This window comes from Chloroflexota bacterium (assembly GCA_016875875.1).
Taxonomy (GTDB): domain Bacteria; phylum Chloroflexota; class Dehalococcoidia; order GIF9; family UBA5629; genus 9FT-COMBO-48-23.
In genome coordinates, this window is record VGOP01000005.1 from 101,023 (window position 1) to 125,172 (window position 24,150).

Genomic DNA, 24,150 nt, shown 5'->3' on the forward strand with positions numbered 1-24,150 from the left:
GTTCATTTGGCCTGTAAATCGAAGTGGAAAAATTGTGTTGCGTCATATGTGGTCTGCTGAGCCATGGCGGACTCGTTGATGCCCTTCAGTGCGGCAACAGCCTTCAGGCTTCTAAAGATGTCTGCGGGTTCAGAGCGATACTTGGTCTCTCTGCCGTATGTTACCGGACAGTCTGTCTCCAGAAGCAGTTTTTCCGGCGGTGTTTCCTTGATAGCCCGTCTGTGCTCCTGGTGGTATTCCGCAGCTGGGGTGGCTGAAATGAAGTAGCCGGCTTCGATTATATCTTTCAGCACGCTGGAAAATCCGGTGAACCAGTGGAAAACAGCTTTTTCAATACCGGTCTCTTTAACCAAGTCAAAACTGTCTTTCCAAGCATAGCGACTGTGTAGTATAACCGGCTTTCTGTATTCCTTGGCTAAAGTTAACAGACGTCTTAGGGTTTCCTTCTGTAGCTCTTTGGAGGCTACTTTGACTACTCTTTTATCGTAATCCAGTCCTATTTCGCCTATTGCCACGATGTGTGCGGCTCTTTCTTCAATGGATATTAGAGTGGCGTCGATTCGTCGAGAATCTAAATTACCTAGTTCCCAGGGGTGTAGGCCGAGAGCCGGATAGACAAGGGTGGGATACTTCAGGCTGATTTCCATCACCTTCTGGTTTGATTGGTGACTTGAGCCAACAGCGACAATGGCTATAACGCCAGCCTCTTTGGCTTTTTTGAGCGCTGGTTCAAGTTTTTCCAGCTCATCGAGATGGGCATGTGTGTCAATAACTTCAAGTAAGTTTTCCTGTTTCATTCTTGTCAGCCCGGGTTTCTATTTTAGATATTGTGATGTGCCATTTGCTCGATGTAAGAAATGACCATACTCGGCTGCATGGTGCCTTTTTCGGTTATTATCCCGGTTACTAGGTTGAGCGGAGTCTTGTCAAAGCCTGGCTCTAGCTCTGGTGCTTTGGCTATGTAACCGTAAGTGTCGAACTTAGCGGTTTCACAGATAGTGAAGAGCGGGATTTTTTTCTTCTTGGCCGCCTGAGCCAGTGTAAGTGTCGGTGTGCCGTTAATAAGATAATCATCGGCTGTTATGCTGTCAGCACCGACTAATGCCTTGTCTGCTTTGGCTATGCGGAGGTGTATATTTTCATCACGTATTACTTCTACTGGAATGTGGTGCTTCATTAGTTGCTCGGCGGTGATTTTCCCGTAAGCTTTATCCCTAAACTTAGATTCAGCGGTGATAACCCGGAACCTTGTCTCTCTCTTTCTGGCTAGCTCAAGGACCTTGCAGACTGTCGAACTATAGCTGCAGGTTATCACCGTATCAAGGTCGGTGATTATTCCGCAGCCGTACTCTACAGCTTTAGAAAAAGCTCTTACCGATGATTTGATGAGCTCGTTTCCCTTAATCTTGGCGAAATTCTTTAGAGAAACTGGGTCCTTTTCACTCTGAGACCTAGTGATAATCTGATTCAGAAGCTCGTTGGTATAGTTAGCTATAGGAGTTATGCTAGGTCTGGCTTTAACAAGTTCTGCGGCTACCATTTGTACTTCTTCAACAAATTCGGTGATGGTACGAGCTTGGCTTGCGTTTACAGCAAAATTTAGAGTGCTGATAGCTTGCCGTGATAGCCAACCGGCACCGTGTACCCTATCGCTTTTGATTTTATTTATTCTTTCGATTATCTTGCTATTCACGGTCTCATTTAATTGCCCTTTAGTATATAATAACTGGTGACGAAAGTCTTGAGTTCTGTTGTGGTGGGCTGAATGGATGAGGAAATTCTAAGGGCAAAATTCTTAGGCTCTCTGGTTGGTACCGCGGTTGGGGATGCTGTTGGCGCTGGTTTTGAGGGTTTGCGGATGGCTGAGCCTGAGGCGATTGAGGCTGCAACTGCCAGGAAAGAGCTTCTAGCCTATACTGATGATACTCAAATGATGATAGGCATGACTGAATCGCTGGTGTATAGAGAAGGTTTTGATGGTGAACATATGGCACATACTTTTGCGCGAAATTATGAGCGTGAGCCGTGGCGTGGCTATGGGCCAGGACCGCCGCAAATATTCAGAATGATAAGGGCTGGTGAAGCCTGGGACAAGGCAGCTGAAAAGATGTATCGTGGCGGCTCTTATGGTAATGGCTCGGCAATGAGGATTGCCCCTGTAGGCGTCTTTTATTACGATGATTTAGCTATGCTGAAAGAGGTGGCTTACAAATCAAGCCAGATTACACATAGCCATGAACTGGGTGAGGAAGGGGCGGCTTTGCAGGCCTATGCAGTGGCTTTGGCTGTGAATCTGGAGACAGCGGAAGCTCTTGACACGCGGGAGTTTTTAGCTAAGCTAGGTGAGTTTGTTAAGCACGAGGTGTACAAGCAAAAATTGGCTAAGGTAGAGATGCTCCTGGGTGAGCTGGATAGGGCTAGAGTGGTGGCTGAGCTGGGTAATGGCGTTGAAGCTTTTAACTCGGTGCCGACAGCCATATATTCGTTTCTTTCCCACTTCGGCTCTTTCGAGGAGGCAATCCTGTTTGCTGTCAGCCTCGGTGGGGACACTGATACCATAGCGGCGATGACCGGGGCCATAGCCGGGGCTTATCAGGGCGTAGACACTGTGCCGAACAAGTGGCAGATGAAGCTGGAAAATCGGATATACATAGAAGAGTTGGCGAAGGTGCTGTATGATGTCTGGGTTCGAAAGAGGCGCGGCAAATAACTCTAGACATGTAGCTCGATTATGTCGTTATCTTGCAGGACATGACCTTGACTGACTCTCTGCCCATCGAATTTTCCCGAGCCCCAGACGACAGCGTACTTCAGTTTGGCTTTGAAATCTTTGTGAATGTCTTCAGCGGCCTCTTTTACTGTGCTGCCTCTTTTCAATATTATCGGGTCAGTCAGGTCTGGCTTCTGCCCCGGGCTTTTGGTGTGGACGCGTATAATTTCCAAGGCTTTGAAAATTCCCTTTTTGAGGTCTTGCAGGTTGTTGCCCTCTGTGCCGGACACTGAAATCATGGGGAACTTGGCGTTATAGCGCGAATTCAATCGGCTCCAACTGGCAGCCGAGCTGTCCAGGTCATTCTTATTGCCTATGATAAGTATTTTCCTTTGCCGTTTGCCGATTGTAGCCTCGGTAGTCTCTTTTGTGGCCGGCACTATGCCTATATTGTCCAGCTCCTGAAGGGTAGCCTCTGCCTGTTCTACTGGGCGGTTGTTAAGGTCGACGATTATAGCTATCAGGTCGGCGTTTCTGGCGATATTATTTAGCCAGACGCGGGAGTCCTTGCCTGTCACTGGCGGTGTGTCAACCAATTGGATTTGGATATTTTCGAATTTCATCATACCTATATTAGGAGTCTTGGTGGTGAAGGGATAATCGGCTATTTCGGGCAAGGCATCGGTGACAGCAGCCAGCAGTTGTGACTTGCCCACATTGGGCAGCCCGACCAGGGCTACCTGGCCGGCGCCTTCTTTCCTGATGTAAAAGCTGGCTCTGCTGGTGGCAGCCTTTCTCTCCGCTTCTTCGGTGAGCTTGGCTATTCTTCGTCTCAGGTCGCCATACAGATGGTCGGTGCCCTTGTGCCTGGGCATGATGGCCAGCATGACTTCCAGAGCCTCGATTTTATCCTCCGGAGTCTTAGCCTGCCTGTAGCGCTTTTCAGCGTCAAAGTATTGTGGCGGTAGGTTCGCTGGCATAGTCTCTCAACCTGTTTTAGTTTAATTTTAGCATAATCCCCCTAGGGAGATTAAGGTTGAGCTTGTTGTGAAACTCTAAATCAAAGCAAAGGAGATTATAGTTATGGATGAATTAGCCAAGACTAGGGAATATCAGAAAATAATATTACGCAATCAGATAGCAATTTTAGATATGATGGAAGCATTGGCTAAAGAATTGACGGGTAAAATTCCAGTAATATCTGTTGAAGTGTCAGATATTACTGGCGGCACTTCAATTATTGATGTCGTACCAACTATTCGAATGGTGAAATTCTGCCAGGAGGCACCAGATTACTTCGCTCTGACGGAGGAATAAGCTCCCATAATTTACATGCATTAGAGTGGGTGTCATTCAAAATGTTTAATTTTTCAACTATTTGCTTAGCATCTGACCACCTGTCGGCATCAAATACATGTAAAGCACTTAACACCTTCGTCCTACTGGGTCTCTTGCCCTCAACAACAATAATAGGAATGTTAAGAATGTCTTCTTTGGACGGGTTATCTTTTATTGCCCTAGCCACATTTTCCATTATTACAACCATTTCTTTAACATCTTGTTTTGCTTTATCAGATTCCTTTTTAGCAGCGATATATTTAAGAATGGCGTCTTCACTCATACCAACCTCCTATATGAATTATGATAGTAGTTTAGATAAAGGAAATCAACTAAAACTGGAGAACCTTGAGGAATAAATAAATGGCAAGTGTTTAAGTAATAATACCAACACATTGCCTAACAGAAGATATTTGGCTATTCATGGCACTATGCAAGGCTTGTGCCTGCGTAACAATAAGCGAGAAGAATTTGGCTCCCCGTAGTTAGTAAAAGAATTGCCCCTTCTGCTACAATGTGATGCGCTTGGCGCCAGGCTCCGGTTCTAGTTAGCTACGAGGAGGGAACAAGAATGAAATGGATTTCTTTGATTGCTTTAATTTTGACCTGTTTGTTATTAGCTGGTTGTGCTAAACCGGTGGAAGTGCCTTCTCCTGAGCAACCATCTGAAGGAGTAAAGATTGAGCATAAGTTTGTGGAAGCTGGCGGGGTTGAATGGCACTACGTTGAAGCCGGCAAAGGTGAGCCTGTGGTTTTTCTTCATGGCTTGCCGGAAAGCTGGTTTTCCTGGCATTATCAAATCGAAACGGTTAGTAAGAAATATCGCGTTATAGCTGTTGATTTGAAGGGGTACGGGCAGTCCGATAAAAGCGATGGCGACTATACAGCCCAGGGGGTGGCGAACGAGCTGATTGCTCTATTTGATGCCATTGGGCTGGATAGGTTCTCACTGGTAACTCATGATTGGGGCACGTTGATAGGCGACTGTATCGCCAGCACTATTCCCGACCGAATCGTCAAGTATATCCGCATGGAAGCGCCAGTGCTGAAGATTGACCCGACCAAGCATCCTCAGTTCGAGCTGTTCAAAAATCAGGATGTGGCCACAGGCATGATGTCACAAGCCAGAACTTTTATTACCATGGTTTATGAACCTCGAACAGTGCAGAAAATCAGCGATGAGGACATGGAAGGCATTATCTTCGAGTTCAGCCGCCCCGGGGTTGCTGAAGCTGTACCTCGGTACTTTAGAGACTTTAGGCTCGAAGACGAGGACGTCCGGCTGGAGCGGTTTAGCAAGATGACATTCCCGGTGCTGGTGCTTCAAGGGGAGAAAGACCCGGCCCAGCCATTGTGGTACTATGAAGGTATTGAAGAGGTCTTTCCAAATGTTGAGTTTCAAATCATCGAGGATTCAGGCCACTTCACGGAGCTGGAAAAGCCGGAGGAAGTTAGTAAGGCCATACTCGATTTCCTGAGCAACTAGATACCTATTGTGAAGGCAGGAGGCAACACGATGGAAAAACTGTCGGTTAAAGAAAGGGTAATCTATCGCTTTATCCTTAACGAGAAGAGGGTTTACAGGCATTGGTACACCAGGTTTCTGATTTGTGGCGTGGATTTAGCCCGGATTCGGGGAGTAGTGTCACGGATAAAGAATTTCTATATGTGGTGTAGCGAATGGTCGAAAGAAGGGGAGAGCCTACTGAAGCTAGCTGAAGACGCCCTGTCAAATGGGAATACTTACACCGCTAGATGCTTATTCCATGAGGCAGCGGGGTGTTTTCATATCGGTCAGCATATCTACTTTATAGACCTTGAGCAGAAGGAAGAGGCTCAGGAGAAGGCCAGGCGGAGTTATAGAAGAGCCGTTGAGTTATACGATGAAGACAAAAGACCGATAAGATTAGAGATACCTTTTCGGGGGATTTTAATTCCCGGTTACCTCAGGCTTGCAGGGCAGCCGAACAGACCGCTGATAATTTATATCAACGGATTGGACAATATAAAGGAAGTTGAAAATCACTATATGGGGAGCTTGCTGACGGAGGCTGGTTTTAACTGCTTCAGCTTCGATGGGCCGGGGCAGGGAGAGATGTGGAAGAACATGAAGATGATTCCTGACTATGAAAAGGCGGTTAGCGCTATTATCGACTGGTTTGAGAAGAATAACAAATACGGTATTAATCTTAAAAAGATAGGAACGTCTGGCTTTAGTTTTGGTGGTTATCTGGCGCCTCGTGCTGCGGCATTTGATAAGAGGATTTCTTGTGCTATTGGAAATGGTGGCGTTGGTTATATAACAACGGAAATGGCTAAAAGAGTAACTCCAATTTGGGCCAGGGATTTGTTGTATGTCACCGGTTTCAAAAGCGTGGAGGAAGCTAGAGATAATTGGGGAGAAATCGACATTAAAAAGGCACCACCGCTGGACCGTCCGCTTCTTATCATTCACGGGGGAAGGGACATAGTGGTCCCTAATCCCACAGAGCAGGTCGATTACATTATGAATTGGGCGATTGGGGAAAAGGAGTTAAAGTGGTATCCTGATGGTGAACACTGCTGTGCCAACTACTTCGATGAAGTGATTCCTTATTCTATTGATTGGTTTAAGAAGCATTTGTTGAGATAACAGAATATTTCAATGGTATAATGCGAGACATGAAACTCAAGGACGTCTTTAAGCTAGTAGCATGTATTGTTGCTTGCCTGGCTGCTGGTGCCATCGGTTCTATATTTACACGGGAGGCGATTCCAAACTGGTATGCAACGCTGGAGAAGCCGGCTTTTAACCCACCGAACTGGTTGTTTGCTCCGGTGTGGACACTACTGTATATACTGATGGGCGTAGCCGCATTTCTGGTCTGGCGTAAGGGATTGGAGAATCGACAGGTCAGGATAGCACTAATCGTGTTCCTGGTGCAGTTGGTTCTAAATGCCCTGTGGTCGGTGGTTTTCTTTGGCCTCGAGTCTCCTTTGTACGGATTAATCGTAATCTTCGCTCTGTGGGTGGCGATACTGTTCACCGTTCTGAAGTTCTTCAGGATATCTTTGGCCTCTAGCGCACTTATGTGGCCTTATCTGCTCTGGGTGACTTTTGCGGCGGTTCTGAATTCATCGATATGGTTATTGAACCGATAAGCCGCAAGCGTAACTAAAGGCAAGTTATCTGCATAACCTATCCCGCTGCACATTAATTCTGGAAATGAAAGCTTCGAAGGATTGTTATGAGTGCTTGCAGAAGCTGGCTTGCCAGGCCGCTGAGCTGGCGGCGAATGATGAGCCGGCTAAAGCCAGAGCTGTAGCAGAGAGCCTGAAGATACTTGGTGACAATTTCTCTCTGGATAGTGTATCTATTGTTATCGCCACCAAAATCCATGATGCCATAAAGAGGATAACCGGAAATTCTGACCCTTACCGGCAGATGAAAGACAAGGAGATCGCGGTCGCCAGAGAGCTGTCGAAGCAGATAAAAGTTGAACATGGCAGCTTTAGAAGTTGCCTCAAGTTTGCCGCTCTGGGGAATACCATAGATTTCTTCAGGCCTCTTGATGTTATGAAGAAGGACATGAAACGGCATGTGGATTTTGTCATCGATGATTCGGAGCGGTTTGAAGCCAAACTTAAGCATGCCCGAAGAGTTCTGTATTTGGCGGATAATGCTGGTGAGGTGTTTTTTGATTTACTGCTTATCAGGTGGATGAGGCAATGGGCTTCTGTTGCTTATGTGGTTAAGGCCTCGCCGGTTCAGGATGACGTTACTGTGGAAGATATCAGGCGAGCCGGGCCTGAAGCTGAGCTAGGCGAGATAATGACCACCGGGACGGCTACCCCGGGCATAGATTTCTCTGTGGCGTCGGCGGAGTTTAAGCGTGAGTTCAATTCTGCAGACCTCATATTTGCCAAAGGCATGGGCTATTATGAGTCTCTATCTGAGATGCCGGCGGAAGGCAGGGTTTTCTACTGTCTCAGGGCGAAATGCCAACCGGTGGCTGATTCCCTCAAAGTTCCACTGAACAGCTATGTGGCAATGCTGAGGTAAAGGCGATCGATGAGGTCAGATGTATTTCGTGATTTCGGTGAGACTGCGGATTCTGGGGCAGTCGGTGATGTCCGGGAAATAGTCGTTGCGGTCGATGAATAAAGCTTTCATGCCGACCCCTCGGGCACCGACAATATCCAAGTCGTACTGGTCACCAACATATATGGCTTCTTCAGGCTTGACCTTAGCTTTCTTTAGCGCTGCCTGGAATATCTTTGGCTGTGGTTTGTCACAACCAACTTCGGCAGAGGTTACCTTGAAATCGAGGTACGGTTGTAGTCCTAACTCCGTATATGTGGACTCCATGTCCTGGACGACGTTGGAAATCAGCCCTAAGATTAAGCCTCGGTTCTCCAGCTCTTTTAAGGTGGGTAAGGTATCATCAAAGGTTCTGAACTCCCACTTATGCTCTCGGATTGCTGCCAGTATTTGAAGTGCCGTGTCACGGCTAGCTTCCACACCAGCTCCTTCGAGTATCCTGGTTGCGTATTCGACGTAAAAGTTGATTTTTTCCTCTGGAGTTTTCTTGTCTACGGGTGAGCGGGAGTTCTCATCACGCCAGTACATGTCTGCTGCAGCTAAGGAGCTAAATAGCGTCTTTGCTTCCACCTTAATGCCGCGCTCTCGGCAGGCATTAGCCCATGCCTCTTCCCGAGGTGGATGGTAAGTGGCCAAGGTGTTGTAGAAGTCAAAGAAGACAGCTTTGATCATGCCGAGTTGAAATTGTAGAGAAAGCGACTTGAGGTGTCAAACTAAAGGTCAATCAGACCTATCTGGTTCCAGGTGAAGCCATCGTTGGTGCTTATGGAGAAGGCGCTCTGGTCGTGGCTGCCGCCACCGGCGGAGCTGGTACCGCAATAAACCGCTTTGCCATCGGGAGACCAGGCTACGCGGGCCTGACCGGGGCCGGTGGGTGTTTTCTGGCTACTCTGCCAGGTGGGGTATGGTGACTGTGGGTTGGATGTAAAGTATACCTGAGGGCCTGGATTGAAAGTGGCTGGCTTAGCCAACATAGCTCCAGCCAACAGCTTGCCCCGGCTGAACATGCCGTAATGCGCCAGACTGCAGATGATATCGTTGCGAACCAGAAGTCGGTAGCAGACGGTGTCATCAAGACGGTAAACGTCATCATTAGGATTGCCGGCGGTGGCTACTCCTGGTGGATTATCAGTCCAGCAAGTGTAGACATGCCGGTGTGCGGGGACGGTGCCAGAGTAATCTGCTGGCAAGGCTATATCGGCATAAGTTAGCGGTGTTCCTGGTGTGTCTTGGCCTGATTGGCAGATTTCTACAGGGTAGCCTGCGGAGCTATTCCAGATTGTGGTATCTCCGCCAAGGTCCCTGATGCCGATGTAGAGGTAGGTGTCATCGGTAGCTGGAGCGGGGCCAGTGGCGGTGATAGCCAGAAGAGTGCCGTCAGCAGCAAACCCTGGTGGATACTCGATGGCGAAGACGTCGGCGTTTGACCAGCCGGTGGCGCCGGTGCTCATGTCTTTCCAGTTGCTGGGAAATCCACTGGTTATGTTCACCAACACTCTGCCGTTACCACTGCCTGTGGAAGTGCCTACGGCTAAATCACGGCGGCCATAGCTTGGCGATATGGCAATGCAATTGACTTGCTCACCGCCACCTAGTTTGCCGCTTAATCCGGTGGCAGTGAAATTGGCACCACCATCAGTGGACAGATAAACCTCAGTACCGGCATTGGCAGCTACGGCAACGATTTTCGGGTCATCCGGGGCTATGGCTAGTTCTGTCCACGGCGCCGCTGCAGGAAGGCCTCTTGTTATGTCAGTCCAGCCGATACCGCCGTGGTCTGATTTGTAAAGCTTAGCGTTTGGGGAATCGACGGCGTAAATGGTGTTATTGTAGGCGACAGCTATGTGGCTGACATCGCTATTGGGCACTGTAAGCAAGGTGCTGACGATAGGTGTTACGACTTGGGGCTTTTCTTCCGGTGGGGCTGTAGCTATTGTGAATTTGACGGTTGCTGGAGTGGGGTCAGAATTGCCAGCTTCATCTCTTGATTTGACATAAAATGTGTAAGTGCCGTTAGGCAAGTCATTGTATATCCTGGTGGTATCAGCGGTGAACGGAGAATAGTCTGTATCATAGCCTTCTAGATAATATGAGTAGGTCAAGTTAATGGTTAGAGTTCTATCATCGCTACCAATCCATTCGAAGGTGACTTTGTTGTAGCTGATGGTTTCAATCGGGGCGATGGTAATTACTGTTTGAGGTTGTGTAGTGTCTGGAGTTGGTAGTTCTGGTGGGGGTGGCGGTTGGGGTGATGGTGTTATGGGTTTAGGGCTGCAAGAGATGTTTGCCAAAACCAGCAGAACCAGATACACAATGCATAGTATTCCGGGCTTACTGATTGTATTCATCGGCTGACTTATGCAGTCTTAGTGTGTTTCGATTCTAGCATAATTGTATAGAAACATCACTTTTGGGGTCTTTTGACACTCAGACATAAAGTTGATAAGCTTGGTTAAGCTTCTGAGGAGGTTAAATTGCCTGAGGAAAAGAACAAAGTGGACATGGAAAAAATCGTCTCCTTATGTAAGCGGAGAGGTTTCATCTTTCCTAGCAGCGAGATCTACGGTGGGTTGGGTAGTTGTTGGGACTATGGGCCGCTAGGGGTGGAGTTGAAGCGGAACGTTAGAGACGCCTGGTGGCGAGCAGTAGTTCAAGAACGGGATGACATGGTTGGTATAGATGCCAGCATAATGATGCATCCCCAGACGTGGGTAGCTAGTGGTCATGTTGAGGGCTTTTCTGACCCCTTGGTAGAATGTAAGGCCTGTCACTTCAGGTGGCGGGCCACTGACCTGAATGGTGATAGCTGCCCCGATTGTAGCGGCGAGCTGACGGAGCCGAAGCAGTTCAACTTGATGTTCAAGACTTTTATGGGGCCAGTGGAGGATGATGCCAGCGTTGTTTATCTGCGTCCGGAGACAGCTCAGGGTATTTTTGTTAATTTCGATAATGTACTGGCTACTTCAAGGAGAAAGTTGCCTTTTGGTATTGCGCAAATGGGCAAGTCATTTCGCAACGAAATCACAACTGGTAACTTCATCTTCAGAACCAGAGAGTTTGAGCAGATGGAGATCGAGTACTTCGTCAAGCCGGGCACTGATGAGAAGTGCTTCAATTACTGGGTGAAGGAGCGCTTCAATTGGTACTTAAAGCTTGGAATCAGAGAGGAGAACCTGCGCCTTCGCCAGCATGCTAAGGAAGAACTGGCTCATTATGCCAAGGACTGCGACGATATTGAGTATCTTTTCCCTATGGGTTGGGCGGAACTAGAGGGCATTGCCAACCGGGGCGACTTCGACCTTGTGCAACATGCTAAGTATAGCGGAAAAACCTTGAGCTACTTTGATGAGGAGACAGGGGAGCGTTATACGCCCTATGTTATTGAGCCTTCGGCCGGTGTTGACCGCTCGACGCTGGCTTTCCTTATAGATGCCTATGATGAGGAGCTAGCTGAAGGGGAAACCAGGGTGGTTTTGCATTTTCATCCAGAATTAGCTCCAATCAAAGTGGCCATTCTGCCTTTAAGCAGAAATGAGAAGCTGGTGCCTCTAGCTAGGGAGGTATATGCTGAACTTCGCCGACATTTTATGACGCAGTATGATGATGCCCAGAGCATAGGTCGGCGGTATCGTCGGCAGGATGAAATCGGTACCCCATTTTGTGTTACTATTGATTTCCAATCGCTGGAGGACAAACAGGTTACTATTCGAGAACGCGATAGCATGGCGCAGATTAGATTGGCGATAAAGGATATGGCGAATACCTTACAGTCTAAACTGAGCGGTGAGCCCTTTGCTACACAGTCACTATGGGAAACTAGGACACCAGGTACTTCGGAATAAATAATAAATAATGAAGATTCTCCATTCTTTTGAACTCCGTCTGGGCGTGGAGACTTTTGATGTCGACTCGGCTACGGGATCCTCGACAAGGCTGATTGATGTTCTCAGGGCTCTGGGCGAGGTGGTAGAATATGCAGTGGGCAATGGTGTTGACTTGGTTATCTTCTGCGGCGATATACGAGGCTCTTAGAGAGGCTCATTATGCTACTATTGCCGAAGCAGGCAGGAGATGTGCTTTAGATTGGGTGAGTGGACGAGCCAGAAGTTGACTCCGGTTGAAGGCTAAAGAAATACTTAGAGACTAAGAAAGTATTTGATGAGTGCCAGGAGGTCTTATTTGGATATGGCGAAAGGTTGATATGGGAAGCGGAGCAAAGGATAGAAGAAGGTATGGAGGTTGGAAGTTAAGATGAGGTTAAAGTTTGGCATAAGAGCTAAAATTCTTATCTTTTTTTTGGCTTTGTCTTTTATCTCACTGGGTGTTACTAGCTCACTGGCATTTCGTACCATATATCAGGTCAGGGATATTGCCAAAAAGAGTAGCGCTACCATGGTAGACGAAGTTGCGCGTCAGAGCATTGTTGCTTTGGAAGACCTGGGCCGAACTTTAATACAGCGGCGGGCACTGTATGTTGCCAATGAGATGGAACTCTTTATGCGGTATCATCCAGCCTTGAGCATTTCCGAGTTGACGGGGAATAAGGAGCTGGGCGAGATAGCAGTTCAACGTGTAGGACAAACTGGGTCTACAATGGCCTATGATAAGACTGGCACGGTCTATTTCCATAGCACCCCTCAAATGGTGGGTGTCAACTTACTTAAGGTGGGTGGTGAGCCTGTCTACTTTGCGTCTATCGTAGGAAGGAGTTTTAAGGGAGAAGCCTCAGGCATTTATGACTGGGAAGATACTAAAGGGGAGGTCAGGACAAAATATATGCATTGTATGCCTGTAGAAGGTACGGAGTTTGTAGTAGCGGCATCTACCTACATTGATGAGTACTCGGCACCTGCCGGGGAGTTAGAAGCTGAGATAACTTCCACAGTTAAGAAGGCTATGCAAGACATAAATGAGAGAGTAGAGAAAACGCAGTGGATTCTCACTGGTGTTTTCGGTGGCATGATTCTTATTGCTGCTGCAGTGATATTTTTACTATCAAGGGCGATCACCCGGCCAATACTGGCGTTGACCAAGGGTGCTGAAGTCATAGCCAAGGGCGAGCTTGACTATAGCATTAGTGCTGATACTGGTGATGAAATCCAGCAGTTGGCTGAGCAGTTCAATGATATGGCCAAGGCTTTAAAGGAGTCCTATACTGACCTGGAACGAAAGGTTGAAGATCGCACCAAACAGGAACGACAGAGAGCGGAGCAACTACGTACCATAAACGAGGTTGGCCGTAAGATTAGCTCTATCGTGCATCTTGACGAACTATTACCGTATGTAGGCAACCTGCTCCATGAGACCTTCCACTACTATAATGTCAACATCTTTCTGATGGAACCTAGCTCTGGTAAAGTTGCGCTTAAAGCGCTGTGTTTAAGCGGACAGAAAGGGGTTATACCGGTGCAGGTGCCTCTGGAGGTTGATGAGGAGAGTATAGTTGGCTGGGTAGCTCAGACAGGTGAGCCGATTTTGGCGAATGATGTAAGTGAGGATTTTAGGTATCGTGCTGTCGAGGCATTAAGAGACACTAAGTCTGAGCTTGCTGTTCCTGTCAAGATTGGGAACAACGTTCTTGGAGTTTTGGATATCGAGAGCACCGAAGTTGATGCTTTTGGCGAAGCTGATTTATACACTGCCCAGACGCTAGCTGACCAGCTGGCTGTGGCTATTGAAAATGCCCGTCTCTACGAGGAGACACGTCAGATAGCAGTTATGGAGGAACGTAACCGCATGGCCAGAGAGATCCATGACACACTGGCTCAAGGATTCAGCGGCATTATTCTACAGCTTGAAGCAGCTGAACAGGCATTGGGTGAGGATGTTGCAGCAGCGGAGCGGCATTTGAATCAAGCTCGAAGCCTGGCTCGAAAAAGCCTAGCTGAAGCTCGGCGGTCGGTGTGGAACCTACGGCCTCAGGCTTTGGAACAGCTGCCTTTAGTTGAGGCGATTAAACAGGAGGTAGATAAACTCAGTCAGGGCGTTGGTGTGAATGCTCAGTTCGATGTTTTTGGTGTGAGGCGTGGCCTGCCGCCAGAAATAGAAGCAGGTCTTCTGCGCATTTGCCAGGAGTCCCTGACTAATGTGAGGAAACATGCCAAAGCTACTGAGGTGGAAGTGAGTCTGACTTTTGATGAGTCAGCGGTGGAGCTGAGTGTTAGCGACAATGGCGTTGGCTTCAGGCCAAGAGCATCAGGTGGTGATGAAAAGAAAAGGGATACCTTCGGGTTAGTAAGTATGCGGGAACGGGCTCGAGGCTTAGGAGGTACATTTGAAGTACAGAGCAGAAGAGGTAAAGGAACGCTGGTTAAGGTAGTTATTCCTACCAGCAAGGAGGTTTCGCAGTGGGAGCTATAAAGATTTTGATTGCTGATGACCATCCGGTGGTTAGAGAGGGGTTGTTTGCCATGCTGAGCAGGGAAGCTGACTTTGAGGTGGTTGGCGATGCTAAAGATGGGGTGGAAGCAGTGAATAAAGCCAAGGAGTTGAAACCGGACGTAGTGCTTATGGACCTTCGGATGCCGGAGATGGATGGTGTAGAGGCTATGCGTCAGATAAAGTCAGTGGTGCCTGATGTTAGATTCATAATCCTGACCACCTATAGCGATGACGAGTATATATTTAGTGGTATCGAAGCTGGTGCTCGGGCCTATCTCCTTAAAGATGCTCCGAGAGAGGATTTATTCAAGGCAATAAGGGCTGTTTATCAAGGTGAGTCACTTATTCAGCCAGTGGTGGCATCAAAATTGCTTGACCGTTTCTCCGAGCTATCTCGTCGGACACCGTCTGGTGATGAGCTTTCCGAGCGAGAGTTGGAAATATTGCGTCTTATGGCTAAAGGTGCGGCTAATAAAGAGATTAGTGCTCAACTTAGCATTGCCCAGAGTACGGTGAAGACGCATATTGCTAATATTTTTCAAAAACTGGGAGTGAATGACCGTACCGAAGCCGTAACTCAAGCTCTTAAGAAAGGTATAATCCGTCTTTAGTCATGCTAAAGTATTACTTAACATCGGATAGAAGGTTGACTTTAGGGTCACCCTTTTTCCGCAGGTGAAACCAGCCACTATCCTGATTGTGTAACTGAGTTAAGACGGTAAACTTAACTTAAGATTAAGGTGATTGGCGATGATATAAGTCACACCTAAGAAAGGCAAGCCTGGATATCAGTAGAGGTGAAATGGAAAAGATAAAGGTACTTATAGTCGATGATAATGAAGTGGTAAGGGAGGGACTCAAGAGCATCCTCGAGCCCCAGACTGATATAGATGTGGTTGGGGAGGCTGTGGATGGCCTTGATGCAGTGACGCAAGCGGAAAAGCTGAACCCGGATATCATTTTGATGGATGCTCACATGCCCGGCATAGATGGCACAGAGGCAACCCGTCGAATAAAGAGGAGCCTGCCCGATGTCAAAGTTTTATTTTTAACGGTCTATGGCGATTATGTCGGGTCAGCGCTTGATGCTGGTGCTAGTTGGTACCTGACCAAAGATTGCAGACGTCAGGACTTGATGGAAGCCATCAGGGTTTTGGCGCGGAGCAACCGAGCAAAAGCGAAAAAGGCCGGCTGAGCACAGTTGTTTGTAATTTAAGAAATTAGGCAGCAGTTTTAGGTATCATCTGAGCGAGCCCATAGCGTTTTCTTTGCCTCTTATCGTTGAAGCCTTTCCCGGAAGACTTTTGTTGTTAATGTCGATATGTAAGCATATCTGGACAAGGGCTTGAATTGCTCTCAGAGTCTGTTAGAATTGAATTAAGCTGCAGGGGGCAAGGCTAGTTTGAAGTATTTTTAGGAGGGGGTGGAGCGATGCCTATCTATGTGATGTTAACAACCTTGACTGATGAGGGCAGAAAGACCATTAAACCTGTTTATCCCTTTGTTTGTGGTATTGCCCTTTCCTGCTTTATGGGGGAGGGTCAGGGTAAGTGAGAAAGTTCAGGCCATCCTACACCTGAAGCCGCGTACGGTTGATGATCTCTCGCTTGGCAGCATCGGGGAGGTCATCGAAATAGGCGCAATAACCGGATACGCGTACCACCAACTCTGGATATTTCCCCGGATTGCGCCGGGCATCCTCCAGCATCTCAGGGTCGAGCACATTCAACTGCATTTCCAGCCCCTTTGAGCCGAAAAAGCCCTTCACTAGACCGGTAAGTATGTCCAACCCTCGGTCGCCAGCTATAGTATTGGGGTCGAAACGGAGGTTCATAGCATAACCGTTTGGCGACAGTGCCGAGTCCACGTGCGCCACGGAGTTAAGCAAGGCTGTCGGTCCTAGCCGGTCACAACCGTTGGTGGCGCCCATGCTGGCAGCGAGCGGCTCCCCAGACTTTCTACCGCTGGGTAAAGCCGCTGTTCGCTTGCCGAAAGCTACATGGCAGGTCACGGAATAGAAACCGGGCACATAGGGACCGCCACGTGTATTGCGGTGCTGGGCTAAAGCTGAGTGGAAAATATGCACCACCTGATTGGCATAGCCATCAGGCAGGCGATGGTCATTCCCATATTTAGGGGCTTTGAGCAGTTCAGCCTGGAGTTCAGGAGACGAAGCGAAGTTATCACGCAACGCCTCCAGTACCTTAGCCATAGTATACTTGCGACGCTGGAAAACCACATAATCCAGAGCCGCCAGCGAATCAGCTAGGTCAGCCACTCCCACCCCCTGAATGCCGCTGGAGTTATATAAAGCTCCGCCAGCAGTTACATCACGTCCTGATTCCAGACAGCCATCTACCAGCATGGACGAAAATGGCGTGGGGTGATAACCACGGTTCCCCTGTTCAATCACCTGCAGGTCATTTATCATCCGTGCCACCATATACCTCACCTGCGTCTTAAAGGCTTTAATCACCTGGTCAATGCTGGTGAAAGAGATGGGGTCTGAGGTGGCTGCGCCAATTTTACGTCGACCGTTGAGCCGTCGGCCACCATTGAGCGCCAGCTCAAGGCAGAGAGGAAGATTAAATAATGCCGCATCGGTGGAGAAGAAGCTCTTTCCCGGCAGAGCCAGCTCCACACAGCCGACCACGGCATAATTTCGTGCCTCCTCCAGTGGATAGCCATGAGAGACAAGCGAGGCTATGGCCGCCTCATCATTGAACAGGGCTGGCACCCCATTGCCTTTCCTGGCCACATCCGCCGCTCGCCTCAGATAACTTTCAGGAGAACCGACGTGGATGCGTGCCTGATAGTTCGGGTCACGCAAGCCAGATTCCTCCATCACGTCGAGAAAGATATGGGTAAGGTCATTAACCACGTCTTTCCCCTCTCGGTCCAGACCCCCGACTATCGCCGCCTGCACCACCAGGTAGCCGCCATGATATTGGCTGACCCCCTCGGAAAGCAGGAAGACATGCTCAGTTGCCTTAGCCGAGAAACAGAGCAGCAGTTCGCGGGCTCGTTGTGGAGTGATTCGCTCTTCTTGTAGGTCACGCTGGTAGTAAGGATAAAGATACTGGTCCATCCTGCCGAAGGAGATAGCGGAGTTGAGCCCTTCAAGGCACACCGCCATATGCGTCAGCCACAGCGACTGCAGGGCTTCATGAAAAGTGTCGGCCGGGTTATATGGGACTCTGCGGCAGATGCGGGCTATTTCCTTCAGCCCAGCGGCACGCTCCTCATCCTTTTCCTTAATAGCTAAACGCTCAGCCTCGTCCCCTAGCCGCCCGGCATAATCAACCAGCCCTTCACAGGCAACTCTCGCCGCTCGGTGGAGGTCACTTTCCTTTCCCGCCATAGTTTCCAGATAGCCTTTTACACCCAGCCTGAGCATCTTCTGGTAGTTAGGCAGGAAGTGCCCGATGCCGCCGGCTTCGTTAATCAAGTAATAGGTAGCCTTAAGCTGCTCCAATACATAGCGCAGCAGCTCACGCCGACGCCCAGAGAAAGCCCGCACCGGCATATTGCGGAAAAGCCAGTAAGGAAAAACACCGAACAGCAGCTTCAAGCGGTCGCGCCAGGGGATGTGCAAAGGGGTTGTCTTCCTCTTATCAATCCACAGCAGGTCGGTGGCCATGAAGACACCGCTCAGCTCGGGCTGGATAATAGCTGAGATGCGCTGGCTACCCATGCTACCCACGATGAGTTCATCTGGATAGATGCGCACCGACTTATGCCTTAGCAGATGGCGCAGAGCCTTAGCCTTGCGGATTATCATCGGCTCGGTTGGGTCATCGTGATGTTTAAAGTAGTCGGTGATGAGATATGCCCGCTCCGGGCACATGTGGACTTGGGTGGAGAGAAGTTCATGCTTTATGCGCCTAAAGCGTGGCGAGGCTTCTTTCTTTTCCACAGTGCTAACCTGCTTTGCCATAGATGCCCCCTTCTTGCCAGCAGAATAGGCCATTCCCCACCGCAATGTCAAGGACTGGTTCTCCCTAACTCTGCCTCTCTCCCGCCAGGAGAGAGGAGATCCTTTTAAACTAGATGCTCTAAATAATCAGGTCATCTGCAAGTTAGCTATAGAGTTGGGCTCTAGGGGGCACTCTTTAGACAATGACCATGGCGGCTATTGATGTTGACAGCTTTATCGCTAATTTAAAGAGGAAGTGACTATATCTAAGCCTAGCTTTGCCCCCTGAAGCCGCTGAGATCCTGATTATCTTAAACGGGCCAGAACTGCTTCGTAGTTATCGACGATGCTTTTGATGACCTCGCCGACGCTTTTGATTTCCTTAATCATGCCGGCTATGGAACCGCAATAGACTTCGCCACTAGTCAGGTCTCCTTCGAACTGTCCGGTCCGTGACCTACCACTCCCAATGAAGGCTAGCAGCTCTTCAACTGAAGCTCCAGCAGCTTCCATCTCCAATAGTTTGGCGGCCAGTTCGTTCTTCAGTATCCTGGTTGGTCCAAGTTTCCTACCGGTAATGACAGTGTCAACGTCGCTAGCTTTTACTACTGCCTCTTTGAAGTTTTTGTGGGCAGCACACTCGTGTGTAGCCACAAAGCGGGTGCCCATCTGGACGCCATCGGCACCCAGTGCCAGAGCAGCTACTACGCCTCTGGCATCAGCAATCCCACCAGCGGCTACTACTGGGATTGTTACCGCATCTGCTACCTGCGGTATCAGGGTAAAAGTAGTAAGTTCATCTAGGCCGTTGTGACCACCGGCTTCATAGCCCTCTGCAATAACTGCGTCCACGCCTCGTCTTTCGGCACTTTGGGCATGTTTCACTGCTGCAACCAGATGGAGGACTTTTATCCCGGCTTCTTTGAGTCGGCTTGTGTATATGGCTGGATTACCAGCGGCTGTCACCACTACTTTTACCTTAGTATCAATGGCCGCAGCGACCAACTCCTCGATCTGGGGATTGTTCAATATAGGTAGATTAATTCCGAAAGGTTTGGAAGTTAAGCTTCTGGCTATTTCTATCTGCTTTTTTAGATTTTCTACCTGGTCGCCATTGAGGCTCATTCCGGCGGTAGGACTGATTAAGCCCAAGCCTCCTGCATTGGAGACCGCCGCAGCCAATTCAGCATTGGTGATCCATACCATTCCCCCCTGAATTATGGGGTATTTGATGTCCAACAGGTCACAAAGTCTTGTCCTCTTCATTAATCAGGCCTCCTTTTAGATTAACTTGAATTCTATCACGTTAACCAGTCCCATATCAGTCAACCTAATTTCTGGTATTACTGGTAATGCGATGAATGAAAGAAGAGCGAAGGGTGCTGGAGGAACATTTCCTAGCCCAGACGCGGTTTTTTCCACCTTCTCAAACTTTTTGACAACTGCTTCCAGTGGCTCGGATGAAAGTAGTCCGGCGACAGGTAGCGGTAAAGCTGCCAGAATTTTGCCGTCGACGCACGCTACTAACCCACCTTGCAGCTTTTCTATCTCCTTGATTGATGTGAAGATGTCAAGGTCGTTTGTGCCAACCGCTACTATGTTATGAGAGTCATGGGCTATGGATGAGGCTAGGGCACCACGTTTCAGTCCAAAGCCGTTGACCATCCCCAGGCCAATATTGCCACTTGTCTTGTGCCTTTCCACAACTACCAACTTTAGTATATCTTCTTCTAGGTCAGGCATGACTACACCATCTTTGGCTTTAACCCTCTCAATTCTTTTCTTAGTGATTATCTGGCCGGGGATGATTTCGATAACTGGAAAGTTTTCCCCACTTGTGGTTAATTTTAATACCTCTATGCCGAAAGGCTTGATGCGGACGGTATCCGCCAGCTCTTTGGCAGGAGCTTTTAGTGGTGGTAGAAGATAACTGCCTTCTCTAGCTACCAGGCCGCCTTTATAAAAGACCATATCTATTTCAAGTTGCGGGAGGTCGGTTATGGTTATGAGGTTGGCTATGTAGCCGGGAGCGATGCCGCCCCTGTCGTATAGCCTGAAATACTCAGCGGTATTGATGGTTGCCAGTTGTATTGCCCGCACTGGCTCAAGTCCGCTTTGTATTGCCTTCCTGACAACAGCATCAATGTCGCCCTCGTGGAGCAAATCGGAGCAACTGCGGTCATCGACAACAAAAAAGCATCTTTTAGACGTTTTAGCATTAACCAGAGGTAGAAGAGCATTCAGGTTTTTCTCCGAAGAGCCTTCACGTATCATCAAGTACATTCCCCTCCTCAGCTTCTCCCTCCCTTCCTCTGTGGTGGTCGATTCATGGTCCGAGCGGATGCCAGCAGCTAGGTAGGCGTTTAGCTGTTTGTTAGTGACGCTCGGGGCGTGCCCATCGATGAGTTTACCTTTTGCAGCGGTTACCTTGTTTAGAACTTGCTTATCGCCGAAGATAACGCCGGGGAAGTTCATCATCTCGCCAAGCCCAATAACGTTCTTCATCTTGAGTATCTTCTTAATATCCTGGGTTTTGATCTCGGCTCCACTGGTTTCCATATGGGTAGCTGGCACACATGATGGAGCCATGAAGAACATGTCCAGCGGTAACTTTTGTGCCCAGTCCAGGACGAACTTTATACCTTCGAGGCCGGACACATTGGCTATCTCATGAAGGTCAGTAACTATAGCTGAGGTACCTCTGGAAACCACAGCTTGGGCATACTGGGCAGGATGGAGCATAGAGCTCTCGAAGTGGCTGTGGCCGTTTATTAATCCAGGTGCTAGATAGCTGCCATTGAGTTCAATTGTTTTTTTGGCCTTGTGATAATTGCCGATGCCGGCAATCCTATCGCCGTAGATAGCTACATTGCCTTCTTCTATGATGCCGACGAAAGTGTTTATTATTTTGGCGTTCTTTAGCAGCAAGTCTGCTGGAGTGTCCCCACGGGCCACTGAGATCAGTTTAGCTAAGCTCATATTCTGTTCCTCTGGCAAACTAATCTATGCAACATATATCTTGCAGATGGCGAAACTTTTCATTCCAGTCAATTCCGTAGCCGACTATAAACTTGTTGGGCACAGTGAAACCGAGGTAATCAATGGTCACCGGAACCTTATGTCGTGAGGGCTTGTCGGTCAGGGCACAGAGCTTTAAGGACGCCGGTTTTTTCTTTCGCAGGTAATCTATTAGGAAAGAAACGGTCAGCCCGGTATCAACTATGTCCTCAATTACTATTACATCCCTGCCTTTTATTGGTGTCTTAAGTCCCTGCACCACTTTCACCTTGCCTGAAGTTTCCGTGCCTGCGCCGTAACTCGAGAGTCTGACGAAGTCAGTTTCTACAGGTAAGCCAAGCTCACGAACTAGGTCAGCCATAAAGATGAAGGAACCTTTAAGGATGCCGATGAGTAGTGGTTGTTTTCCTTGGTAATCCCATCTGATTTCAGCAGCCAGCTTAGCTACAGCCTGCCTGATTTCCTCTTGCGTGATTAGGACCTTAGGCTGTGGGGACATGGGCGTGATTATACCCTTAGATGGTTTTCTTTGTCTATACAGTGGGCCTAGGGCCTCGTTTTAAGGGCTGTCAGCGCTTAACGATCAGTTTCTTCACAGCTTTTTGAAGACCTTCGATGGTTAGCTCAAACATGGGGAAGATTTTTCTAATCATTAGAACGGTAGGTTCGTTCCAGTAGTTGGGTGATTCGGGGTTTAGCCAGACGCAGTGGCTGAAATGGTCAGCGATTTGCTTAAGGCGGGCTATCCCCGGCTTGTAGTTTCGTTCATAGTAGTAAACGGCGCCGTAAACACTATTTAGCTCCGATGGTGCCATCCAAGCATCTCCTACCAATATCACCTTATAATCTTGCTCCATTGTGTGCAGTAGATGGTTGGTGCTTATTGCGTCCCGGCGCTCGATGTCTTTGTAAACGTAGTCGTAGATGCAGTTATGGAAATAGTAGTATTGGAAATCCTTGAAGTGAGTGCTGCGGTGGGCAGCTGAGAAAAGCAGGCTGCAGAGATGGACAAAGGGGTCCATAGAGCCCCCGACATCCATAAGGAGGAGTAGCTTGACCTTATTCTTTCTGCTTCGCCTCCAGATTAACTCAATGTCACCGGCATTCTTGGCAGTAGCATCGATAGTTTTATCCAAATCTAGCTCGTCCTCTGGCCCGGTGCGATTCAATTGTCGTAGCCCTTTCAGGGCTACTTCGATTTGGCGGATATCGAGCGTCAGGTCATGACGGTAGTTGCGGAATTGCCTTTGTTCAGCGATTTGGATAGCGCTCCTGCCTCCGCCTGCGCCACCAATCCTGAAGCCGGCTGGATGTTGTCCAGAATGCCCAAAAGGCGAGGTACCTCCTCTGCCTATCCAGTAGGCGCCTCTGTCATGTTGTTCTGTTTGTTCTCTAAGCCTTTTCTCAAGCTCCTTGAGCAGTTCATCCAAATCCATAATATCCAGCAGTGCTCTCTCTTCTTCAGTAAGGAAAATTCTGTTGAAGGGGTCTTTAAGCCAGTTCAGGATTTGTTCTGAAATTTCTGGTGGAGCTTTTATACCTTTGAAGTATTCCTGGAAGGCGACATCATAGTGGTCAAAGTAAGCCTCGCTTTTGACCAGTATAGCTCGGGCGAGATAATAGAAATCGTTCAGGCTGGAGATGTAACCTCTGGACAGAGCTTCCATTAGGGTCATCCATTCTGTGATTGAAACTGGTACTTTTCTTTCCCTTAGGGTGTAAAAAAACTCAGTAAACATGCAGGTGCCTATCTACCGTTTTTAACGTGGCGTTTCGTAACTGTCTACAGTTTTTGTTGTTTGTTTTTTCTTCATAAAGGTGTTTACGAAATAAGCATAGTCTGTTTCTTTCTTCAACAAGGTGCCGGCAAAGGGGATTTCAGTGGGTATTGCCTCATATGGTGTACTGCTGGCGATAAGGACACGAATCCAATCTATCAGCTCGCTTGTTGATGGCTTCTTTCGGAAGTCGTCGATCTTCCGTAGTGAGTAGAATGTTGCCAGAGCCTGGTGAAGTAGCTTATCCTTGATGTCAGGGAAGTGCACCTTCACTATCTCCTCCATGAGCGTAGGGTCAGGGAATTCGATGTAATGGAATATACAGCGTCGGAGGAAGGCATCAGGGAGTTCCTTTTCAGCATTGCTGGTTATGACCACTATAGGTCGATGAGTTGCAACAACTGTCTCTCCTGTCTCCGGTATATAAAAACTCATCTCATCTAGCTCATTTAGCAGGTCGTTAGGAAATTCGAGGTCAGCTTTATCTACCTCGTCAATGAGGAGCACAATCTCCTCTTTAGAGACAAAAGCCTCTCCCAATTTTCCCAACTTTATGTATTGCCTAATATCGGAGATATCTTTATCCCCGAAGCGGCTGTCGTTCAGTCGTTGGACCGTATCGTAAACATATAAGCCTTCTTGGGCTTTGGTAGTTGATTTTATGTTCCAGACGATCAGACTTTTCTCTAAACCTTTGGCGATACTGTGGGCCAGGAGCGTTTTGCCCGTTCCAGGTTCGCCTCTGACCAACAAAGGCCTCTTTAAGGCTATGGCTACATTAACCGCATTTCTCAGAGCTTCAGAGGTAACATAATCGTGGGAGCCTTTGAATTTGTCAAAACCGTCATTAACCATTATTTAAAATTTGCCTCCATTAGTGTTTACGCTTTTTGCCACTCCGTTGCTAATTGTAGCCGATATTGGAATG

22 protein-coding genes are annotated in these 24,150 nt (G+C 48.3%); 10 read left to right on the top strand and 12 right to left on the bottom strand.

Going from position 1 to position 24,150, the window contains the following annotated elements:
• Positions 1–2 precede the first annotated feature (2 nt).
• A complete protein-coding gene (locus tag FJ023_05275) occupies positions 3–797 on the bottom strand; it encodes a TatD family deoxyribonuclease (protein MBM4446748.1) in 795 nt (264 codons plus the stop codon).
• 23 nt (positions 798–820) lie between these two features.
• The gene (locus FJ023_05280; protein ID MBM4446749.1) at positions 821–1,771 is read right to left on the bottom strand and encodes a hypothetical protein; all 951 of its coding nucleotides are present in this window, start codon (positions 1,769–1,771) and stop codon (positions 821–823) included.
• Between FJ023_05280 and FJ023_05285 the strand changes: the two genes are divergently transcribed.
• The gene (locus tag FJ023_05285; GenBank protein MBM4446750.1) at positions 1,766–2,710 is read left to right on the top strand and encodes a hypothetical protein; all 945 of its coding nucleotides are present in this window, start codon (positions 1,766–1,768) and stop codon (positions 2,708–2,710) included. The two genes, FJ023_05280 and FJ023_05285, sit on opposite strands and share 6 nt — an antisense overlap.
• Positions 2,711–2,712: 2 nt before the next feature.
• Here the strand turns inward: FJ023_05285 and FJ023_05290 are convergent, their stop codons facing one another.
• Positions 2,713–3,690: a TGS domain-containing protein gene (locus FJ023_05290; protein MBM4446751.1), complete on the bottom strand. Its 978-nt coding sequence runs from the start codon at positions 3,688–3,690 to the stop codon at positions 2,713–2,715.
• Between the two features lie 275 nt (positions 3,691–3,965).
• Positions 3,966–4,331 carry a hypothetical protein gene (locus FJ023_05295; protein ID MBM4446752.1) on the bottom strand — a complete coding sequence of 122 codons (366 nt, stop codon included), beginning with the start codon at positions 4,329–4,331 and terminating at the stop codon, positions 3,966–3,968.
• A gap of 288 nt (positions 4,332–4,619) precedes the next feature.
• Here FJ023_05295 and FJ023_05300 point away from each other — a divergent pair, with 288 nt between their 5' ends.
• From FJ023_05300 to FJ023_05315, 4 genes are all read left to right on the top strand, one after another.
• Entirely contained in the window at positions 4,620–5,534 is a 915-nt protein-coding gene (locus FJ023_05300; GenBank protein ID MBM4446753.1) for an alpha/beta fold hydrolase, read from the top strand.
• 30 nt (positions 5,535–5,564) lie between these two features.
• The gene (locus FJ023_05305) at positions 5,565–6,680 is read left to right on the top strand and encodes an alpha/beta hydrolase (GenBank protein ID MBM4446754.1); all 1,116 of its coding nucleotides are present in this window, start codon (positions 5,565–5,567) and stop codon (positions 6,678–6,680) included.
• Positions 6,681–6,709: 29 nt separating this feature from the next.
• On the top strand, positions 6,710–7,189 hold the full coding sequence (locus FJ023_05310) for a tryptophan-rich sensory protein (protein ID MBM4446755.1): 480 nt from the start codon (positions 6,710–6,712) through the stop codon (positions 7,187–7,189).
• Between the two features lie 64 nt (positions 7,190–7,253).
• The gene (locus tag FJ023_05315; protein MBM4446756.1) at positions 7,254–8,090 is read left to right on the top strand and encodes a DUF89 family protein; all 837 of its coding nucleotides are present in this window, start codon (positions 7,254–7,256) and stop codon (positions 8,088–8,090) included.
• A 15-nt stretch (positions 8,091–8,105) separates the two neighbouring features.
• Here the strand turns inward: FJ023_05315 and FJ023_05320 are convergent, their stop codons facing one another.
• On the bottom strand, positions 8,106–8,801 hold the full coding sequence (locus FJ023_05320; protein ID MBM4446757.1) for an HAD family hydrolase: 696 nt from the start codon (positions 8,799–8,801) through the stop codon (positions 8,106–8,108).
• Between the two features lie 41 nt (positions 8,802–8,842).
• Entirely contained in the window at positions 8,843–10,477 is a 1,635-nt protein-coding gene (locus tag FJ023_05325) for a hypothetical protein (GenBank protein ID MBM4446758.1), read from the bottom strand.
• 153 nt (positions 10,478–10,630) lie between these two features.
• On the opposite strand from FJ023_05325, the gene FJ023_05330 reads away from it, so the two are divergent.
• The 5 genes from FJ023_05330 to FJ023_05350 all read left to right on the top strand — a co-directional run bounded on the left by FJ023_05330 (position 10,631) and on the right by FJ023_05350 (position 15,705).
• Positions 10,631–11,971, top strand: a complete 1,341-nt coding sequence (locus FJ023_05330; GenBank protein ID MBM4446759.1) for a glycine--tRNA ligase — start codon at positions 10,631–10,633, stop codon at positions 11,969–11,971.
• A 10-nt stretch (positions 11,972–11,981) separates the two neighbouring features.
• Complete coding sequence (locus FJ023_05335; GenBank protein MBM4446760.1) at positions 11,982–12,161, top strand: hypothetical protein; 180 nt, start codon at positions 11,982–11,984, stop codon at positions 12,159–12,161.
• A 219-nt stretch (positions 12,162–12,380) separates the two neighbouring features.
• Complete coding sequence (locus tag FJ023_05340; GenBank protein ID MBM4446761.1) at positions 12,381–14,489, top strand: HAMP domain-containing protein; 2,109 nt, start codon at positions 12,381–12,383, stop codon at positions 14,487–14,489.
• Positions 14,477–15,121: a response regulator transcription factor gene (locus FJ023_05345; GenBank protein ID MBM4446762.1), complete on the top strand. Its 645-nt coding sequence runs from the start codon at positions 14,477–14,479 to the stop codon at positions 15,119–15,121. Before FJ023_05340 ends, FJ023_05345 begins: the two co-directional genes overlap by 13 nt.
• 191 nt (positions 15,122–15,312) lie before the next feature.
• Positions 15,313–15,705 (top strand): response regulator transcription factor, encoded by a 393-nt coding sequence (locus tag FJ023_05350; GenBank protein ID MBM4446763.1) that lies wholly within the window; start codon positions 15,313–15,315, stop codon positions 15,703–15,705.
• 375 nt (positions 15,706–16,080) lie between these two features.
• On the opposite strand, the gene FJ023_05355 is transcribed toward FJ023_05350, so the two are convergent.
• From FJ023_05355 to FJ023_05380, 6 genes are all read right to left on the bottom strand, one after another.
• A complete protein-coding gene (locus FJ023_05355) occupies positions 16,081–18,480 on the bottom strand; it encodes a formate acetyltransferase (GenBank protein ID MBM4446764.1) in 2,400 nt (799 codons plus the stop codon).
• 252 nt (positions 18,481–18,732) lie between these two features.
• Positions 18,733–19,692: an enoyl-[acyl-carrier-protein] reductase FabK gene (locus FJ023_05360; protein MBM4446765.1), complete on the bottom strand. Its 960-nt coding sequence runs from the start codon at positions 19,690–19,692 to the stop codon at positions 18,733–18,735.
• A gap of 15 nt (positions 19,693–19,707) precedes the next feature.
• Positions 19,708–21,405: an adenine deaminase gene (gene ade, locus FJ023_05365; GenBank protein MBM4446766.1), complete on the bottom strand. Its 1,698-nt coding sequence runs from the start codon at positions 21,403–21,405 to the stop codon at positions 19,708–19,710.
• Between the two features lie 19 nt (positions 21,406–21,424).
• Entirely contained in the window at positions 21,425–21,943 is a 519-nt protein-coding gene (gene hpt, locus FJ023_05370) for a hypoxanthine phosphoribosyltransferase (protein ID MBM4446767.1), read from the bottom strand.
• A 70-nt stretch (positions 21,944–22,013) separates the two neighbouring features.
• On the bottom strand, positions 22,014–23,183 hold the full coding sequence (locus tag FJ023_05375; GenBank protein ID MBM4446768.1) for a VWA domain-containing protein: 1,170 nt from the start codon (positions 23,181–23,183) through the stop codon (positions 22,014–22,016).
• A 21-nt stretch (positions 23,184–23,204) separates the two neighbouring features.
• Complete coding sequence (locus FJ023_05380) at positions 23,205–24,077, bottom strand: MoxR family ATPase (protein MBM4446769.1); 873 nt, start codon at positions 24,075–24,077, stop codon at positions 23,205–23,207.
• Between the last annotated feature and the right edge of the window lie 73 nt (positions 24,078–24,150).

Excerpts from the sequence above, each read along its gene's own strand:
- FJ023_05275 (MBM4446748.1), bottom strand. The coding sequence starts at position 797 with ATGAAACAGGAAAACTTACTTGAAGTTATTGACACACATGCCCATCTC.
- FJ023_05285 (MBM4446750.1), top strand. The coding sequence starts at position 1,766 with ATGGATGAGGAAATTCTAAGGGCAAAATTCTTAGGCTCTCTGGTTGGT.
- FJ023_05290 (MBM4446751.1), bottom strand. The coding sequence starts at position 3,690 with ATGCCAGCGAACCTACCGCCACAATACTTTGACGCTGAAAAGCGCTAC.
- FJ023_05295 (MBM4446752.1), bottom strand. The coding sequence starts at position 4,331 with ATGAGTGAAGACGCCATTCTTAAATATATCGCTGCTAAAAAGGAATCT.
- FJ023_05300 (MBM4446753.1), top strand. The coding sequence starts at position 4,620 with ATGAAATGGATTTCTTTGATTGCTTTAATTTTGACCTGTTTGTTATTA.
- FJ023_05305 (MBM4446754.1), top strand. The coding sequence starts at position 5,565 with ATGGAAAAACTGTCGGTTAAAGAAAGGGTAATCTATCGCTTTATCCTT.
- FJ023_05310 (MBM4446755.1), top strand. The coding sequence starts at position 6,710 with ATGAAACTCAAGGACGTCTTTAAGCTAGTAGCATGTATTGTTGCTTGC.
- FJ023_05315 (MBM4446756.1), top strand. The coding sequence starts at position 7,254 with ATGAAAGCTTCGAAGGATTGTTATGAGTGCTTGCAGAAGCTGGCTTGC.
- FJ023_05320 (MBM4446757.1), bottom strand. The coding sequence starts at position 8,801 with ATGATCAAAGCTGTCTTCTTTGACTTCTACAACACCTTGGCCACTTAC.
- FJ023_05325 (MBM4446758.1), bottom strand. The coding sequence starts at position 10,477 with ATGAATACAATCAGTAAGCCCGGAATACTATGCATTGTGTATCTGGTT.
- FJ023_05330 (MBM4446759.1), top strand. The coding sequence starts at position 10,631 with ATGGAAAAAATCGTCTCCTTATGTAAGCGGAGAGGTTTCATCTTTCCT.
- FJ023_05335 (MBM4446760.1), top strand. The coding sequence starts at position 11,982 with ATGAAGATTCTCCATTCTTTTGAACTCCGTCTGGGCGTGGAGACTTTT.
- FJ023_05340 (MBM4446761.1), top strand. The coding sequence starts at position 12,381 with ATGAGGTTAAAGTTTGGCATAAGAGCTAAAATTCTTATCTTTTTTTTG.
- FJ023_05350 (MBM4446763.1), top strand. The coding sequence starts at position 15,313 with ATGGAAAAGATAAAGGTACTTATAGTCGATGATAATGAAGTGGTAAGG.
- FJ023_05355 (MBM4446764.1), bottom strand. The coding sequence starts at position 18,480 with ATGGCCTATTCTGCTGGCAAGAAGGGGGCATCTATGGCAAAGCAGGTT.
- FJ023_05360 (MBM4446765.1), bottom strand. The coding sequence starts at position 19,692 with ATGAAGAGGACAAGACTTTGTGACCTGTTGGACATCAAATACCCCATA.
- ade (MBM4446766.1), bottom strand. The coding sequence starts at position 21,405 with ATGAGCTTAGCTAAACTGATCTCAGTGGCCCGTGGGGACACTCCAGCA.
- hpt (MBM4446767.1), bottom strand. The coding sequence starts at position 21,943 with ATGTCCCCACAGCCTAAGGTCCTAATCACGCAAGAGGAAATCAGGCAG.
- FJ023_05375 (MBM4446768.1), bottom strand. The coding sequence starts at position 23,183 with ATGTTTACTGAGTTTTTTTACACCCTAAGGGAAAGAAAAGTACCAGTT.
- FJ023_05380 (MBM4446769.1), bottom strand. The coding sequence starts at position 24,077 with ATGGTTAATGACGGTTTTGACAAATTCAAAGGCTCCCACGATTATGTT.